The sequence below is a fragment of the Chryseobacterium oncorhynchi genome, from assembly GCF_002899895.1.
GTDB classification, from domain to species: Bacteria; Bacteroidota; Bacteroidia; order Flavobacteriales; family Weeksellaceae; genus Chryseobacterium; species Chryseobacterium oncorhynchi.
The window spans coordinates 1235139-1254002 of sequence record NZ_PPEI02000001.1 but is presented as its reverse complement, the minus strand read 5'-3'; the positions used below and the strand labels follow the sequence as shown (position 1 = coordinate 1254002).

Here is an 18864-nt window from a genome sequence, read left to right as displayed (position 1 = left end):
TCACCTTGTTAATCAAAAGTTAAATGATGATAATTTTTGAAAGGAAAATCTTTGTATAATAAATCCCAATAACAAAAAAGCTCCCAAAAGGGAGCTTCAATTAAATAATAAAATATCAACTACTTTACAATAATTCTCTTCAGATGTCCTTCCGAGGTTTTTACAAGATAAACTCCTGTAGAAAGGGTTGAAGTGTTTATTGTTAAAGCATTTTTTTCTTTTCCAATCAGTTTTCCTGACATATCATATAATTCGTAGTCCTGTTTTCTGTTGAAATATAGTGTATTTCCTTTATTTACAGGATTTGGAAACACATTGAAAGTAGCTTTTTCTGGTGTTACCTCACCGGTTCCTAAGGTAGGAGCAACAGCTACTTCATACATAGACAAGGTTCCGCTAAGTTCATTGGCAATGATGACATAACCTTTATTGGTTGTGGTATTTTCAGGAGCGATATAAATAATTCCTTCGGGGCCGTTGTCTCCTCCATATGCTGAAGTAGAACGGGAATGTTTATAATCTGTAAAGGTAGGATTGCTTGGATCTGTGATATTGTAAACCATTACCCCTCCTGTTCTTTCCAATGTGATGAAAGCATAAGTTTGTCCGTTGATGGTTCCCAATGCTACTCCTTCCGGCTCAGGGCCTTTTGCGCGGCTTCTGCTTTTAATAGTGTTGGATTCGTTATCGGCATTGAAAATTAAAGGATGATTCGCTGCAATATATCTTTCAAACTGATCTCCACTGTCATAAACCTGTTGTCTTGTATCTGCATTAAAGATGGAGAATGAGCGTGCTCCCAAGGCTGCAATTTCTTCAAAATCTGTATCGCCATCCGTATTTCCGGTAGCTGATGATACTCTGAATCTTCCAAGATTATGTGAAGCTTTTAATAGATTAGCATTTGGGAAAATAGCAGGATCTAATATATAATTATTGGCTCCTACAGTTGTTCTTTCACTATATCCGGGAAGATCTTTTTCATCTCCCTCATTGGCGGTTACGATATAATTGGTGTTTCCAACCTTGTAGTTTTGCACGGCATCAGGAATGTAATAAGCTTTTACAGGCCAGTTGGCAATAAGAACCTCTCCATTATTGTCTGAAGCATCAAAACCATTACCCGGAAGACTCATATCCTTTTTACCTAGCCCCCAGATGCCGGTTATAGTCTTAGTCGTAAGATCAACCTCAGCAATGGCATTATTTTCCTGAAGGGTTACCCATGCTTTTTTGCTGTCTGCATTTATCGTAATATATTCAGGTTCCAGATCCTGAGATAAGGTATTGTTTGTTCTTACCTTTCTTAAACCGGTAGCTGTTAAAGTAGCAACCTGAGAATCAAAGTTGTTAAAATTTAACGTTGTCACATGAGTTTGAGCAAGATTAGCAATTCCTCCAGAAATATCAATAATACTGATTGTCCCCTCTGGATCCACGGTGTAAGCATCATTAGGCTCTCCTTCATTAGCTGTAACCACTTTTGTTCCGTCAGGCGTAAAAGTAATCATGTCCGGTAAAGCACCTACGGTAACTTGTTTAAGGAAGTTTCCGTTAATATCAAAAAAGACTACAGATCCATTTTGCTGTGGATTGACATTGGGAGAAGCTGCTGCAATAATTCCGTTTTTTACGGCAATACTTGTGATACCCCCATATGGAGCCATATTTACAGTTTTTATAACCGATGGAGTAGTAGGGCTGCTAAAATCAATAATATCAAAAACGTCTGTAATGGAACTGATGGTAAACAGTCGTTGCGTAGCTTTATCATGAACTACAATTTCTGTAGAGCTGTTATTGTTTCCGGATGGGTCAAAGCTTCCGATATAATTCAATTGTATCTGATTGGATGGAACAGGAGCCGGTTTATCATTATCAACAATATAAACTGTTGCTGAATTATCGCCTGAAATTGTTGCCCCAGTCGGATTTTCAAGGCTTACTACAAAATACTCTGCTTTTTGTTCCTCCAATGTATCATCAATAATAGGAATATTTACGGTATAACTTGTTGTAGAAGAATTGATATTGATGGTTTGATTGGCCAAAGTAAAATCATTACTGTCTGCGGTACTAAAGGGTGCCGGTTTCACCACCAAATTTACAGTGGCCGTTGACGGATTGGCTACATTGATCTTAAAGGCCAAATTTCCTGAATTTTCATTAACTTTTATAAAGTTTTTATCAAGAGAAATGGAAGTTCCGGCAGTTATAAATGTACTGGAAGTTATTGTAGCTACCGCATTATCACTGAAATCTTCTACGGTATTAGGCTTAAGTGCTAAATAATATACTTGACCCGGTAACAAGCCGGAAGTAGGGATTACAGTGATTGTGTTATTGCTGAAAGTAGTAGTAAAAGGAACTTGTGTACCTGTAGAATTTCCCAGACGAAGTTCTACAATATTTTGTGCATTAGAATCGTTAATCGTAGAATTGTCTATAAGTCGTACATTTTCATTAAAGGAAATGGTAGGATTTACAGTAGTGGAAGCGTTATTTGTGTTGTTTGAGGGAAGATAAGTTGTAGTAGGAGGAGTGGTATCAATACCTCCTGTAGGATTGGCGTCCACCGTGAAATTATCAAAACGATTGTTGCCACCGGTTCCACCTCCTGTTGCCGAGAATTCAACTTTTAATTTGAAGTTCGGATTATTGGAGACTCCCGCAACGGCAGAAAAATCAAAAGTGATCAATTGCGGATTAGCATCCTGAGGAGTCACCGTTTGATAGGGAACAAAAGTAGTCCCGTCTGTTGTATAAGACCATGTTTGTGTTCCTGCTCCTTGGGTAGATTTTCTGGTCGTAAATTTTACCACCACATTATTATATCCTGTGGTTGGCAGATTGAATTGTAATGCTCCGCCAATCGGGCTGTTGAACCGCAAATGAGTTCCGGAGGCATCACCATTTCTGGCATTTAAATTATCAATATTAAAATTTTGTCCGGTACCGTTAGCGAAATCTATCACACTTGTCCCACCGGCTATGGCCATAAGAGAACCATTCGCCAATGTAGATGATGGCGTAGTGATGGAAGCCGAGGATGTATTATTGTTAAAATTCCAGTAATGAATCAGTGTCTGTCCGAAAAGTCCGCTCTGTAAAAAGAATGCGGCTATAACAGACCCTTTTAATAAGTAGTTGTTGATCATTTTTTACTTCAGTTAGATGAATACAAAAATGAACTTTATGTTTCGCAACTATTTTAATGGAATTTTAAGAAATGTTTAAAAAATAGGTTTGTTTCTGATAAAAGATGAAATTCTTGGTAAAGATGTATTTTAGAATTCAATTATTTTGCAGGCTTACCGGAAAAATTCAAAATTGCTCCTGATTTTCCCTCTTCCAGGGGATGTTTCTGCATATAGAGAAACCCTGAAATGGCGGTCAGAAGTAAGAGTACAAAAATAACCAGAATAATTCTTTTTAACATGTCTCTCATATCGCTAAATTTTTAATATCTCGAATTTCTAAAGTTGAGGTAGGATATCCTTTTTCTACAGCATTAATCATCGCTCTACCCACTTCGTGTAAAGTTAATGATTTTGACGGTAAAAAAATAGGGAAAATCCAAATAAAAGGTTTAAAAAACCATTTTACATTTAATTGGCCATCAACAGGTTTCATAAATCCGGGACGAAAATTGTAAGCGCCTTTGAAATTCATTTTTTTTAAGGCATTTTCCGTTCTGCCTTTTACTCTTGCCCACATAACTTTTCCACTTTCTGTACTGTCTGTACTAGCACCTGAAACATAATTGAAGACCATGTCCGGATTTTGGTGTAGAACAGCTTCTGCAAAATGTACAGTAGTATCGTAGGTGATTTTGGTGTAATCTTCCTCATTCATTCCTACGCTGCTGATTCCGGCACAAAAGAAGCAGGCATCATAACCTTTTAGGTTTTCATCATTAATGTCAATAGATAAGAAATCAGAAACAAGGTATTCTTTAAGTTTAGGATGTTTTTTTCCGGAGGGTTTTCTACTGATACTAAGGATTGTAGAGATATTAGGATTCTCAAGACATTCCATTAAAACACCTTCGCCTACCATTCCTGTAGCTCCTGTGAGAATTATTTTGATTGGATTCATTGTTTTGCTATTGATAGTTGTATAACGTTTGGTAAGGAGGTTTTACTTTAATTTTTTTATTAAAATTTTAAATAAAAATCAATAGGAGCAAACTTCGGTCCGCTTTTGTTATAATCTCTTTAAAAAATAAAACCGAACAAAAAATTGTCCGGTTTTGAAATAAATATGATTTAAAAACTATATTTTATGCTGTAACTTACTGTAAATGTTTTGAATCAAACCATCTGCAACGGAGATCTTCGGAACAAAGATTCTGTTGATATCCGACCATGACATCACGTTATTGAAAATGTTTAAGGCATGTACCAATACATCCGCTCTATCTTCTCGAAGACTATGTTTTGTCATTCTTTCTTCTACAGAAAGTTCATTGAACTCTTTGTATACCTTTTTCAAATGAGATGAAGACATGGGCTTCCCATCCTTGGTTTTACTCATAGAGAACACTTTGTTGATATTTCCTCCTGAGCCAATGGCAACAATTGGTTTTTTGCTGACAATATTCTCCTTGATTTCATCTTTCATTTCTTTCCAATTATCCTCTGTAACAAGATTATTGAGAAGACGGATGGTTCCTATGTTGAACGATCTTTCGTACATCATTGTACCATTTTCATAGAATGTAAGTTCGGTAGAACCACCTCCTACGTCAATGTATAAATAAGCGAAATCTTTGTCAAGACCTTCTGCTACATGGTTTTCGTAAATAAGGGTGGCTTCTTCGTCTCCTGAAATAATTTCAATATTGATGCCTGAGGCTTCCTTTACTCTTTCTATGATTTCATTTCCGTTTGCTGCATCACGCATCGCGCTGGTGGCGCAGGCTCTGTAATGATCTACCTTATAGATTTTCATCAGATCACTGAATATCTTCATAGAATCAATGACCATTTTCTCTCTTTCTTCACCGATCTTTCCGATGGTAAAGACGTCCATTCCCAATCTCAGAGGGATTCTCAGGAGATTGAGTTTAATGAATTCGGGTTTTTTATTAGTTATTTTTACCTCATTAATCAGAAGTCTGGCTGCATTACTTCCTATGTCTATTGCTGCTATCTTCATTTTTTGCTCGTTTTAGCCTTTAAATATTTATAGGTTTCTATTTGTGAACGACATTCCTTTTTGTCGTTTCTTACATACTCGTTGCTTAGTTTTTTGTCCAGTATTCTTGCTTTTACATTATCCCTTAGCTGGATATCAAGAATATCTTTTAGTTCTTTTTTAAGATTTTTATCTGTGATCTTCGCAGCAGCTTCAATCCTGTAATCAAGATTTCTGGTCATCCAGTCGGCAGAGGAAATATACATATCTTCCACGCCTTTATTATAGAAATACATTACTCTGGCGTGTTCCAGATATTCATCCACGATGCTTATACCCTTAATTTTTTCCTTAAAATCTTTCTGGTTAATGATACAGTAGATTCCTCGTACAATTAATCTTACCATCACTCCTGCTTTTGCTGCATCGTATAGCTTTTCGATCAGGAGTCTGTCACTTAAAGAATTGGCCTTGACGATAATTTCGGCTCTTCTTCCCACTTTAGCCTCTTCAATTTCCTTATCAATGTGATGAACGATCTTCTCTCGCATAAACTGTGGACAAACCAGTAAATTTTTACAAGTTTTCAATACTGGAAGATAATCATCCTTTGGTTTTTTCAGTATATTGAATACCTTATTAATATCGGCCATGATACCACGATCTGCAGTAAGAAGCAAGTGGTCTCCATAGATTCTGGCCGTTTTTTCATTAAAGTTTCCGGTACTTACAAACCCATACTGAATCGTTTTGTTATGGGCTCTTTTCTTGATAACACAAAGCTTGGCGTGAACTTTTTTGTTGGGAAGGCCTACAAGAACAGTAATTCCCTCCGGTTCCAGCATATCTTTCCATTCCAGATTAGATTCTTCATCAAATCTTGCCTGGAGTTCAAGCATTACAGTAACTTCTTTACCGTTTCTTGCGGCATAGATTAATGCATTGATGATCTTTGAACTGCTTGCCAGACGGTAAGCCGTGATTTGTATAGATTTTACATCCGGATCCATGGCGGCTTCACGAAGAAGATCGATAACCGGATTATATTTATGATAAGGGAATGTAAGCAGTACATCTTCTTTTAAAATAACGTCCGTTACCCTCTCACCATGCTCAAACGCCTGATGGGTAAAAGAAGTCCTTTCCACAGGTCTTGCATAGGTTTCAAAAACATCAGGAAAGTCCATGAAATGTTTGAAATTATGAATTTTTCCCCCAGGAATAATACTGTCTTTTTTTGTTAAATTTAATTTTCGGATAAGAAGTTCCAGTAAGGCTTTATCCATGTCCTTATCAAAAACAAATCGGGTTGGTTTTCCCTTTCTTCGGTTTTTGAGTCCTTTCTCTATTTTTTCTGCAAAATTGGTTCGGATGTCATTATCCAGATCCAGTTCAGCATCTTTTGTTACTTTAAATGCATTTGCTGCAAATTCATCATACCCGAAATAAGAAAAAATATGGGGGAGGTTGAATGTAATCACATCTTCCAGAAGCATTACATTTTTTTCTTCCGGATCTTCAGTTGGCAACAACACAAATCTTCCTACGAAACGTGACGGAATTTCAATAATGGCATAGTTACTGGAATACTGCCAGTCTTTTTTTCTCATGGCAACACCAAGATAGAGACTTTTATCTCTCAGGTAGGGCATTGGAGTATTTTCGTGAAGAAGAATAGGAATCACATTGGACTCTACCACCTCATCGAAATATCTTCTTACAAACTCCTTTTGATTTGCGGTTAGATTTTTAGAATTTTTGATGGAGACTTTATGCTCAGCCATTTCAGCCTGAATATTTTTCCAGGTTTTGTCGAAATTAAGCTGTTGTCTCATTACAATTTCGTTGATCCTTTGAAGAATCTTAGACGGAGGTTGATAAAAAGACTCTGCAATGACTTTTTCCTTAAAATCCATGGCACGCTTTAATCCGGCAACACGCACTCTGAAAAACTCATCCAGATTATTGGAGAAAATTCCTAGAAAACGTATTCTTAAATGCAAAGGAACATTTTCGTCCATGGCTTCTTGTAAAACCCTTTCATTAAAGGCAAGCCATGTAATATCTCGTGGATTAAAGTGTAATGACATTCTAAATGTATATATTTTATCAAAAATAATAATTCGTAAAGTTTCTGGCTCTATTTATTAGGTTAAACTTTGATTAATTTTAACAATTTCAGAGCCTGTGTTATTTCAAGGGACAAATGCCTTTATGACTGATGATAGGTTTGTAGCATTTTTTTTATTCCCTCTACTTTTTTATACATTTTGTTGAAGAAAATATATCTGGCTTTATTGTTGGAAGAAAGGAGTTCTGAGTTCTTCAAAATCAGTTCAAGGCTTTTTTCATAGTTTCCACAGACTCTCTCGTCCAATGTGTAATAATAGCTTAGGATATTGTAGGGTAAAAAGAGCATCTTCTGGTCCGAAAACCTGATAAAGACACTATTATTCATGATCAGAAGATCATTCTGGTATAATTTGAGTGATTCTTTTTTCTCACTAATGACTTCCTCTTCTATTTGAGTAAGCATTTCCGTAATTTCTTCACAAATCTTTAGGGCATTTTCCGTATTGATTAGCTCTAGCTGATGAAAATAAATGATCTGCTCCAGAAGAGTGTAAATAGTGACATTGCTCCATATTTCTGTAGAGCTTACATCGTTATACACTTCCGATAAAAGAATAGCTTTCTGACTGATTTTTTCAGGAATTTCAAAGTCTTCAAAGCTGATTCTCTGAGAGAAAAAAACAGCATCCATCAGCTTTAACCATGCATAGATTTTGAATTTTCTCAAATTTTCAAACCTCATAAAATAAAAAAGAGGAATATCCTTGGCAGCATAGATAAATTCTACATCCGGATTGTTTTTTACTTTTTGTAGGTTTCGAATAGAGGAATCAAAATACATTTCCAGATCGTCAATATTATAAATATCATGAATCTTATTCAAGACAGCATTATTGGGTGCCGCATTGTGAATCAAATCCAGTGAAACCCCAAAATGAGAAGCCAGTGAAATACCTTCATTCAGGGTGATATGACTTCTTCCGCTGATTCTTCTGTAAGCTGTATCATTGGAAAGAGCCAGTTTGTCAATCATGATATCTACCAGGTTTTTCTTTCCTCCAGATTCCTTTAATAGTAACTCAAAAAGGTTTTTCTGATAATTTTTCATGGTAATTAGTGTTTTTTCATCAAAAATATCTAAAAAAAACAAATAATGGTTAATTTTTAGACAATTAATCTTATTTATATCCCTGATCTATGATACATTGTCCTTTCGCAACTGATTTGTTTTCTGGACTTTTGTGAATACTAAGATATTGTTTATGAGAAAAAATTTACTACTAATTCTTTTCTTATTGATTTCAATAGAGGGAATTAAATCACAGTCACTATCATTTGAGTATGATAGCGGAGGAAATCAAATCGTAAGACGATATTGTGCTTTATGCTTAATTGCAGATAAAAATGCACTCGTCGATGAACAACTCGGTAAAAAAGAGTTTCCTCCTCCAGAGTATCAGGTTAAAATTTACCCGAACCCAACGAAAGACAAGGCGACACTTGTGTGGTCTCCTGAATTTGGTGCTATGATCCAAAAAGTGGAATATATAGCCTACAACTTTACCCAGTACCGAGAGCTTGCCTTTGATAAAAGAGAAAATAAAGTGGTATTGGACCTTTCGGATAAGCCGATAGGAATGTATGTGGTTGTTTTCCATTTGAATACCGGAGAAAAGCTGACCTACAAGATTTTAAAACAATAACCCAAACTACCAACCATGAGAATCAAAATTTACTTTTTATTAGCTCTACTCTCAGTAGTGGGGCTATTGAATGGGCAGTCTGTAGGACAGACATCGGGTGAGTTATCAGTATCTCCAAATGGAGGTGCCAATTATACGATACCAATTGCTAATCTTCCGGGGATTAAAAATGTTGCTCCGGGTATTTCTTTGGCTTATTCTAGCCAGGCAGGAAATGGGGTTGCCGGATGGGGATGGAATATAGGAGGAATATCATCCATAACCAGAGTGGCTTCTACAAAATTCCATGATGGAGTGATTGATGGGGTGAACTATAATGATACTGACAGGTTTGCCTTTGATGGGCAAAGATTACTTCTAAAGACCGGTACGTATGGGGCAGACGGCGCAGAATATCAGACAGAGCAGTATTCTAACGTTAAGATTGTTTCCCACGGAAATATTGCCAACGGGCCGGAATATTTTATGGTATACTATCCTGATGGTAAAACCACAAAATATGGAGGCGGAAGTGGCTTTCTGGGATCCAATAGTTATGAATGGAAGATCAATTATATTGAAGATGCCCAGCAAAACAGGATTAAATTTACATATGACAGCTTTAATAACTATATCTACGTTAAAACGATAGAATATGGCAATAATTCGTCGGTTAATCCTGATAACAGTCCCAATAAAATACAGTTTTATTACAAAGATGCTGCCCGTACAGATCAGGCCTATATTTATGGTGCCCGGGATATCTATTCACACAGAAAACTGGATAGGGTAGAAGTTACGGGAAATGACCAGCTTTTCAGAAAATATCAATTGACTTATGATGTCACTTCATTAAACTATCAGAGGCTTGTTGGAGTTCAACAATATAATGGCAGCGGTGAAACGGTAAAGCCTGTTACTTTTGAATATGATAATACAGAGAACGGACTCAGCAATAATTCTAAAACGATAACAGGGGTTTCTCCCGCCTATGATAGAAGCAATTGGCAGTATACTTCAGGGTATTTTGATAGTGATAGCTCACTGGATTTTATGACTTATCCTAATTCCAGAGATCAGCTCTATAGATTTAATTCCAGCCAGTTGATAAATTCTACTTCCAATGTGGCAGGTGCGATGACTAGTGTTGAAAAGTTTAAGGAAATTTTTTCAACGAAATTAGTACTGCCTAATAACAAGTTTTACAACCTTGATGCTGTTTCTACCATTATAGCCAGTACTACAAGTCCTGTTACGGATGAGGAGGTGATCAAAATAAATAATTATATTCCTAATTCTGCTAATTCCCTTGATCTTTCATTCACTAATTCTTACAGGTTTTATACTGCAATGAATGAGAGATGTAATGTAATTAATGGAAGTAATACTTATTATAACAGGATTCCAAAGGATTATTTGGTTGGGGATTTTGATGGTGACGGGGTTTCTGATATTTTGGCAGTATTGCGACCTTATACAGTTAATCAGAATTATTATTGTGGGCCTGCCAAAGTGAGTGATACCAACAGACCTCCACCGGGTTGTTGTAATCAGGGGGTTACAATTAATATTTCTAGTTTTTACCTATTAAAATTGGATCCGAATAATTCTGCTGTTCAAAACCCGCTCATGTTGGGATCGAATGGTGTGATCACAGGAGAGTCCAGAATATATTCGGCAGATTTTGAGGGTGATGGTGTTTCTGATCTGTATGTCTTCAATCCCGGTCAATTATATGTATTCGGAACAAAAAACGGGGCCTTTGTTCAAAAGGCATCATTCTCACATAATCTTATTAAAAAAGATCTACCATGTTATCTTGCCGACTTTAATGGAGATGGTAAAACAGATGTGGTATTTCCTATAGATAATGCCAATACCAATTGGTTTTTCATTATAAGTTCCGGAGAATCATTTATGGGAAATGTAAGGGATATTGGGACCAATTATTTCAAGCCTCAGATTCAGAATACCTGTTATCCGGGGCCGTCAGGATCTAATATTTGCGGGCATATGCTTCAGACGTTCTATTATTCTTTTACAGATATAAATGGAGACGGAAAGGCTGATTTGTTCTACCATGACATTTTGACTCCTCATAATGTACCTGATTTTGGTACCAGTGCTAATGGAGCCTATTTAGCTTATGGAGATAACTATAGTATCAGAGACAGGGGAGGCGTGAAGTACAATATGGGTAGCAATACGAATGGAATGCCTAGCTTTTCCGGATATATAGACGGCTGGCAAAATAATTATACCTATGGAGGCGCCATTAATAAAGGAACACCTATATTTTTAAGTAACTCCAATATTACAAACCAAAATCTTGATTATGCATTTTTTGGTGGTGACAAAATAAAATATGTTTCATTCAAAAAAGATAACCGTATAGATGTTACCTTAAAGAGAATTAAAGAAAATGATCTGGTAACGGATATTTCATATGATGCGGCTATAGATACAGGAAGTGGTTCCGATACCTATACGGCAGATAATTCTGAACAGTACCCTTATATTAATCTTAATATAGCTCCATCTATAAAACTTGTGAAAAAAGTTGAGAAAAACTTTAATGGAGAAACTAAGATACAGGAATACAGATATAAAGGGATTGTCATGAACATGGAAGGCCTAGGTCTTGTAGGTTTGAAAGGGGTTGCTACATCATCAGTATATGGAGGAACTGTAGCACAGCCTTTTTGGACTGTTTCTTTACAGGATTCGCAGAAAAGAGGAGCGGTGAAAGAAACGTATCTCAATTCCACTCCGGATTTTAACTCTCCAACTACCTTTGTTTCGAAAACCATCAACAGTTATACAACTTCGTTACTGGCTAATAAGGTTTTTGTGAATCTACCATCACAGGTACAGCAAATAGATAATCTGACTGGAATTATTACGAATCAGTATTATGACATTTATGATACCTATAATAATGTCAAAAAGTCAAGAATAGTTGCCAATGGTGGTGAAAAAACAATCTTGGCGGATTATGAAGATAACCCATCCGGAACTGGAAACCAATACTACGTAGGAAGACCAGTGAAAAAGACCGAAATACAAATACTTGGTAATGATACTTTCTCTACAGAAAACCTTGTCACTTACGCCAATGGGCTTATTAGTCAAACCAAGAAAAAAGGAAATAATACAGATTATATTACTGAGGATTTTGTTTATGATGTATTTGGAAATAATATTCAGAAAACACTTTCTGTAACAGGAGTAACTCCAAGAATTGAAAAAATGCAGTATGATCCTACAGGTAGGTTTCCAATAAAAACTACTGACATTTTAGGAGCCACTTCTTTATTCAATTATGACACTAATTTTGGGATGTTACTTTCCAGTATTAATAACCTTAATCAAACAGTAAGTTATGCTTATGATACTTGGCAACGGAAGATAGAGGAAAGAGATATTTATAATAATGCTACTCAGTATTTCCATGAGTGGATTACATCAGGAGATTTTATTAATGGAATCAAATTACGGGTAGTAGATGCTACAGGGGCAATCAAAGAAACGTTTACAGATAACTGGGGTAGAAAACGCCTTGAAAAAGGATTATCAATTGGTGATAAATGGATAGAGAAAAGAACAGATTATGACGTTTTAGATAGGCCATATAAAGTGAGTGAGCCTTATTTCTCTACAACTACAGCAAGTAAATGGACCATAACCGAGTATGATGTATATGGAAGAGTAATTAAGAATACTTTTCCAACCGGAAAAATCATTACCACTTCATATAATGGTTTATCTGCAACGGTTACAGATGGACTTCAAACCCAATCCATCACTAAGGATGAATGGGGCAATAAAATTAAAATGTCTGATGGTGGAGGGGCAATCAACTATGCTTACTATGCCAACGGAGGATTAAAGTCCTCAAACTATACGGGACATGTTATAAGTGTAGAACAAGATGGCTGGGGAAGAAAGGTCAAAATGTCTGATCCATCTGCAGGTGGAGATTACACCTATTTATATGACAGTTTAGGCCAACTCCTCGCAGAGGAAAATCCTAAAGGTAAAACAGTATATACCTATGACCAATATGGCAGAACCGTCAAAAAAGAGGTTACAGGAGACAATACAGATATAAAAATAGTTTATAATTATAATGCGCAGGGACTCGTTGATTCTGAAGTAGGAACATCCAATGGAGTAAACAATTCTTATACCTATAAGTATGACAACTATTATCGGGTAGTTGAAAGTGAGGAAAATAATGGAGTTGCCATTTTTAAGAAAAACTTTACCTATGACGGCTTAGGAAGAATAAAACGGGAAAACAAAACAACAATCTATGGAACACTTTCAAGTGAAGTGGTGATGGAAAATGTGTATGCTTCCTGTGGAATGCTGTCAGGGATTAATGATGGTAATGGTAATACACTCTGGAAATTAAGTGGTATCAATGAAAAAGGACAGGTAGTTTCTGCCTATTTTGGCAACGGAACAGACATTGCAAACTCCTATGATGCTAATTATTTTTTAAGAGGAGTAAGACATAAGAATAGTTCTGGAATGATTCTATCTAATGAGTATACATTTGAAGGAGCCACAGGATTATTGAAAAAAAGGAATAATGCGGCCATTACAAATGGCTGGCAGGAAGTCTTTGAATATGATAATATGCAGCGATTAGTCTCCTGGAAAGATCCTAACGGAGTTCAATCACAAACTTATGACACTTATGGTAGAATTAGTAATAACAGTGAGGTTGGAGATTATAAATATGCTGATGGTAACAGATACAGAAAAAAAGGGATAAACCTGAATCCTATTGGCGATGCTTATTATAAAGTAAACCAACTGCAGACCATTTCCTACAATGCCTACAAAAATCCTGTAAGCATTATGCAGGACGGAGATGAAATGGCAATGTTTACCTACAATATTCACCAGACAAGAGCATCTTCAGAATATAATTATAATAATAATTTTACATACTATGCAAGGAGTAAAATTTATTCTGATGATAATACTGTTGAAATTATTGATAATCGTTTTCCAGGAAGACCCCCTGCACAATTTGTGAAAACAAGGATTATTACTTATATCGCAGGTGATCCTTATTCAGCTCCTGCTATTCACGTTAAAGATTTTAATATGAATGATGAACTCTTGAGCGAGGGAATTCATTATCTTCATAGAGATTATCAGGGAACAATTTTGGCTATTTCTGGTAAAGATGGTAAAGCTGAAGAAAGAAGACAGTTTGATCCTTGGGGAAATTTGACATATCTGGAAAAGGATGGAAGGAAAATAGACTTGAAAAGAGGAGCAGCAGATCTGTTTATTGAGAGAGGCTACACAGGACATGAACACTTCATGCAGGTCGGGCTGATTCATATGAATGGAAGGATGTATGATCCTAAGCTGCATACTTTCCTATCCGTAGACAACAATATACAGGATCCTTTTAATACACAAAATTATAACAGGTTTGGGTATGTACTGAATAACCCATTGATGTATATAGATCCTAGTGGTGAGATTCTTTGGGTCTTGGTAATTGCAGGAGCTATTATAGGAGCAGCTACCGGTGCGGCAAGTTATATAGGTCATGCTATACAGACAGGGGACTGGAGTTGGGGTAAATTTGGAATGTCCATATTAAGTGGTGCCATACAAGGTGCCATCATGGGAGCTATAGGAGTCCCCACAGGGTCCTTAGGTACCCAAGTGATATCAGCTTTTGTAGGGTCGTTTATGCCAAGCTTTAGTATGAATCTGGGAGGAGGCTTTAGCTTTTCAATCTCTCCTTCCATTGCATTTGGGCAAGGTATGAGTGCCGGCTTCAATTTTAGTTTAAATTATCAAAATGGAGATTTTGGAATTTCCTTTGGATATGGAGTTACCTATCAGTCCTCTCATGCAGGAAGTGGCCTTAGTGGCTGGGAATATAGAAAGTCTTTAATGTTTAACTATGATGATGGGAATTTTGGAATATCTTTGGGTACCAATGTATGGGAAGGATTGCATCCACAGCAAACAGGAATTCTTGGATTAAGATATAAAGATATTTCTTTAACCTATGAAAATGATGGAAGTCCATTTGCTCCGGTAAAAGGGTCAGTAGGTATTTTTGCCGATAATAATGATAGATGGCGTACAGCAGCTTTGAGTCTAAGTATTGGTGATTTTCATGCAGGATTTAATCTATTTACAGGTGAAAGATACAGTAGCAGTTATGCAGAAAATGGAGGCTCTGATGCTGAAGCTATGGCAGGACTTCCAAGACCAGGCTTCTTTGGTAGATTATTCCACAAAGTTCCTTACGGTAGCGGAGGTGGATTTGGATCCAAGCATCCATATAATAATGTTGAAGAAGTTGGACCAAGATATAGATTGGGAGCAGCCTATGTAGGCTGGGGGAATTATAGGGTAGGAATCAATTCCGATAGATACATCCGTCATGCCATTCAGGATATTGGAGCACACTATTTTGTTTCTCCACAGCCTGGCTTCGAGGTGCTGTCTTCAGGTATTACCCCTTACTTCCAATATCAAACGGCTAATCCATTTACATCATGGTAAAAAATATTATTATACTTGTATGCTCTGCTATTTTCTTTCATTCATGTGCTCAATCAAGAAAACTTGAAAATGGGAGAAAAGTTTTGACCCGAAAATTTAAGAATATTGAACACTTTGATAAATCCATTTTCAAGGACATTGATGTAGATTATTTTTATAAAAAGGTTGATTTTTATATGGCCGATAAAAACTTTAATAAAGTAAGGGATATCGGAAATGATATAAACAGGAAAATCCAATTCTATGAAAATGGTAGAGTCCGGTTTATAAGTGTTGAAATGAATGAACCAGATCCAGAAAAGACAGGCATGAGAGGAGTAATTTATTTTAAAAAAAACTTATTGAAAATTGATACTCAATTTGCCAGTCAGGGTGGACATATTTCAAAAGGAACCTATAGTGTAAAAGTTGAGGGAGATAAATTATACCTTCTAGATGATAATTTACTTATTCCACAATCAGAATATATATGTTTTATTTATCAAAAATCAGAAAAAATTCCTGAAAACTGGAAACAGTATAAGGCCGACTGGTAAAATATTGAAGTGATACAGATCTTATGATATATTTTTAAAAGATAATCTACGAATGTATGGCATTATAATGACGTTTACATGAAAATATTTCCATATTAATTAATGTAAAACCTCGATTTAATCGGGGTTTTATTTTTGTTGTGTCATTTTGTCACTATTTTTTGAATGGTACAGATATTGTGAAATAGAGAGTGTAAATAAAATTAAAAATAGAAAAAATATAAAATATTATGAGTAAAATAATTGGAATTGACTTAGGAACAACCAACTCTTGTGTTGCTGTAATGGAGGGTAAAGACCCTGTTGTTATTCCTAACGCAGAAGGGAAAAGAACAACTCCTTCTATCGTAGCATTTACAGAAGACGGAGAAAGAAAAGTAGGAGATCCTGCAAAAAGACAGGCTGTAACGAATCCAAAGAAAACAGTATACTCTATCAAAAGATTTATCGGAACTCACTTTAAAGAAGATGCAAAGGAAATCTCAAGAGTACCATACGACGTAGTAAGCGGACCAAACGATACAGTAAAAGTAAAAATCGACGACAGAGAATATACTCCACAAGAAATTTCTGCAATGACGCTTCAGAAAATGAAGAAAACTGCTGAAGATTATCTTGGACAAGAAGTAACTAGAGCAGTAATCACTGTTCCTGCATACTTCAACGATGCACAAAGACAAGCTACTAAAGAAGCTGGTGAAATTGCAGGTCTTAAAGTAGAAAGAATTATCAACGAACCTACAGCTGCAGCGTTAGCTTACGGTTTGGATAAAGCTCATAAAGATCAAAAAATCGCAGTATATGACCTTGGTGGTGGTACTTTCGATATCTCTATCCTTGATTTAGGAGACGGTGTATTTGAAGTATTAGCTACAAACGGTGATACTCACTTAGGAGGTGATGACTTTGATGATGTGATCATCAACTGGATGGCTGACGAGTTCAAAGCAGAAGAAGGGGTAGAATTGAAAACAGATGCTATCGCTCTTCAAAGATTAAAAGAAGCTGCTGAAAAAGCAAAAATCGAGTTATCTTCTTCTCCACAAACTGAAATCAACTTACCATACATCACAGCTACAGCTACAGGTCCTAAACACTTAGTGAAGACTTTAACTAAAGCTAAATTCGAGCAATTATCTGCTGATCTTGTAAGAAGATCTATGGAGCCGGTTGCTAAAGCATTAAAAGATGCAGGTTTATCAACTTCTGATATCGATGAGGTAATCTTGGTAGGAGGTTCTACAAGAATCCCAATTATCCAGGAAGAAGTAGAAAAATTCTTCGGTAAAAAACCATCTAAAGGAGTTAACCCGGATGAGGTTGTAGCTATTGGTGCAGCTATTCAGGGAGGTGTATTAACAGGAGACGTGAAAGACGTATTACTTCTAGACGTTACACCACTTTCTTTAGGTATCGAAACTATGGGTTCTGTATTCACTAAACTAATTGATGCGAACACTACTATTCCAACTAAAAAATCTGAGGTATTCTCTACAGCTTCTGACAACCAGCCAGCTGTAAGCATCAGAGTAGGACAGGGGGAAAGAGCAATGTTCAACGATAACAAAGAAATCGGTAGATTCGATCTTCAGGATATTCCACCAGCGCCAAGAGGAGTTCCTCAAATTGAAGTAACTTTCGATATTGACGCAAACGGTATCCTAAGTGTATCTGCTAAAGATAAAGGAACTGGTAAAGAACAAACTATCAAAATCCAGGCTTCTTCAGGTCTTTCTGACGAGGAAATCGAAAGAATGAAGAAAGAAGCTCAGGAAAACTCTGCATCTGATGCGAAGAGAAAAGAAGAAGTTGAGATCTTCAACAAAGCTGACGGATTGATCTTCCAAACTGAAAAGCAATTAAAAGAATTTGGTGAGAAACTTTCTGCTGACAAAAAAGCAGCAATTGAAACAGCTCACGCTGAATTGAAAACAGCTTTCGAAGCTAAAAATTCTGATGATATTAAAGCTAAAACTGAAGCATTAGATGCAGCATGGATGGCAGCTTCTGAAGAATTATATGCAGCTGGTCAACAACCAGGTGCTGATGCAGGAGCTGGTGCTCAAAACCCTGGAGGTAACAATGCAGGAGCAGAAGACGTACAGGATGCAGACTTCGAAGAAGTAAAATAATAAATGTAAGAAACACTAACATTTAATTATAAATTAAACCGGCGGTAAACTTAGTTTACCGCCGGTTTTGCTTTTTATCATATTATTGTATTGCCGTATATTTATATCAGCAATTTTTATGGTTAAAAATAGATAGACATTCACTACAAAACATATGAAAAAAATTATCGGTATAATCTGCCTAGCAGGAGTATTGGCAGGTTGTAATAATTCAGATCGTAAAGGAAATAAGGACGAACCGAAAGAAGAGCAACAGCTTTTTCAGGAAAAAAAAACAAAAGCTAAAGAATCTGAATCCTTGAACAACAGGATTTCAAAAGAAGAAGCCGTAAAATTAGCGATGAAACAATTTGAGGATTATTTACCCAATATTCTTAAAACCTATGGGGGCGTCATTGATCTTCAAGAACCTTATGTAGGAGATTTTACCGGTGATGGGATAGATGATGTAGCCATTTATTGGTCTGTTGCCCCTGAGGGTGGAAATGCAATTATAGGACAAGGATTATCATTGTACAAGAATACGGGGAGCAAAGTGAAAGTAATTGCCGGCTACGAACCGGATTACTTGTTTAGTTTTGATGAAATTAAAAATGGAAAAATTAGAGTAAAAAAATTGGAATATGCTGAAGAAGATGGCAGATGCTGTCCTTCGATAAGCACCACGCATACCTTAACTATTTCAGGAAATAAAGCTTATTAAAAGCTTATACATTATTGAACGTATACAATGGTTTGAAAATGTATTTC

11 protein-coding genes are annotated in these 18864 nt (G+C 36.3%); 5 read left to right on the top strand and 6 right to left on the bottom strand.

Annotated elements, in window-relative coordinates; all coding sequences use genetic code 11:
- Positions 1 to 119 precede the first annotated feature (119 nt).
- The 6 genes from C1638_RS05610 to C1638_RS05590 form a co-directional block, all read right to left on the bottom strand.
- Positions 120 to 3158 (bottom strand): choice-of-anchor I family protein, encoded by a 3039-nt coding sequence (locus C1638_RS05610; RefSeq protein WP_109618951.1) that lies wholly within the window; start codon positions 3156 to 3158, stop codon positions 120 to 122.
- 140 nt (positions 3159 to 3298) lie between these two features.
- The gene (locus C1638_RS22265; RefSeq protein WP_164463055.1) at positions 3299 to 3448 is read right to left on the bottom strand and encodes a hypothetical protein; all 150 of its coding nucleotides are present in this window, start codon (positions 3446 to 3448) and stop codon (positions 3299 to 3301) included.
- Positions 3445 to 4098, bottom strand: a complete 654-nt coding sequence (locus C1638_RS05605) for an NAD-dependent epimerase/dehydratase family protein (RefSeq protein WP_109618949.1) — start codon at positions 4096 to 4098, stop codon at positions 3445 to 3447. Before C1638_RS05605 ends, C1638_RS22265 begins: the two co-directional genes overlap by 4 nt.
- A 177-nt stretch (positions 4099 to 4275) precedes the next feature.
- Positions 4276 to 5160 carry a Ppx/GppA phosphatase family protein gene (locus tag C1638_RS05600; protein WP_109618947.1) on the bottom strand — a complete coding sequence of 295 codons (885 nt, stop codon included), beginning with the start codon at positions 5158 to 5160 and terminating at the stop codon, positions 4276 to 4278.
- A complete protein-coding gene (gene ppk1, locus C1638_RS05595; RefSeq protein WP_109618945.1) occupies positions 5157 to 7229 on the bottom strand; it encodes a polyphosphate kinase 1 in 2073 nt (690 codons plus the stop codon). The genes C1638_RS05600 and ppk1 overlap by 4 nt, the downstream gene beginning before the upstream one ends.
- A gap of 122 nt (positions 7230 to 7351) precedes the next feature.
- A complete protein-coding gene (locus C1638_RS05590) occupies positions 7352 to 8320 on the bottom strand; it encodes a hypothetical protein (protein ID WP_109618943.1) in 969 nt (322 codons plus the stop codon).
- Between the two features lie 154 nt (positions 8321 to 8474).
- On the opposite strand from C1638_RS05590, the gene C1638_RS05585 reads away from it, so the two are divergent.
- From C1638_RS05585 to C1638_RS05565, 5 genes are all read left to right on the top strand, one after another.
- On the top strand, positions 8475 to 8915 hold the full coding sequence (locus tag C1638_RS05585; RefSeq protein WP_109618941.1) for a T9SS type A sorting domain-containing protein: 441 nt from the start codon (positions 8475 to 8477) through the stop codon (positions 8913 to 8915).
- Positions 8916 to 8930: 15 nt separating this feature from the next.
- Positions 8931 to 15446, top strand: coding sequence for a polymorphic toxin type 23 domain-containing protein (locus C1638_RS05580; RefSeq protein WP_109618939.1), 6516 nt, complete (start codon positions 8931 to 8933; stop codon positions 15444 to 15446).
- Positions 15440 to 15982, top strand: a complete 543-nt coding sequence (locus tag C1638_RS05575; RefSeq protein WP_109618938.1) for a hypothetical protein — start codon at positions 15440 to 15442, stop codon at positions 15980 to 15982. Before C1638_RS05580 ends, C1638_RS05575 begins: the two co-directional genes overlap by 7 nt.
- A 230-nt stretch (positions 15983 to 16212) precedes the next feature.
- On the top strand, positions 16213 to 18114 hold the full coding sequence (gene dnaK / locus C1638_RS05570; protein ID WP_109618936.1) for a molecular chaperone DnaK: 1902 nt from the start codon (positions 16213 to 16215) through the stop codon (positions 18112 to 18114).
- A 154-nt stretch (positions 18115 to 18268) separates the two neighbouring features.
- Positions 18269 to 18817, top strand: coding sequence for a hypothetical protein (locus C1638_RS05565; RefSeq protein ID WP_109618934.1), 549 nt, complete (start codon positions 18269 to 18271; stop codon positions 18815 to 18817).
- Positions 18818 to 18864: the final 47 nt, after the last annotated feature.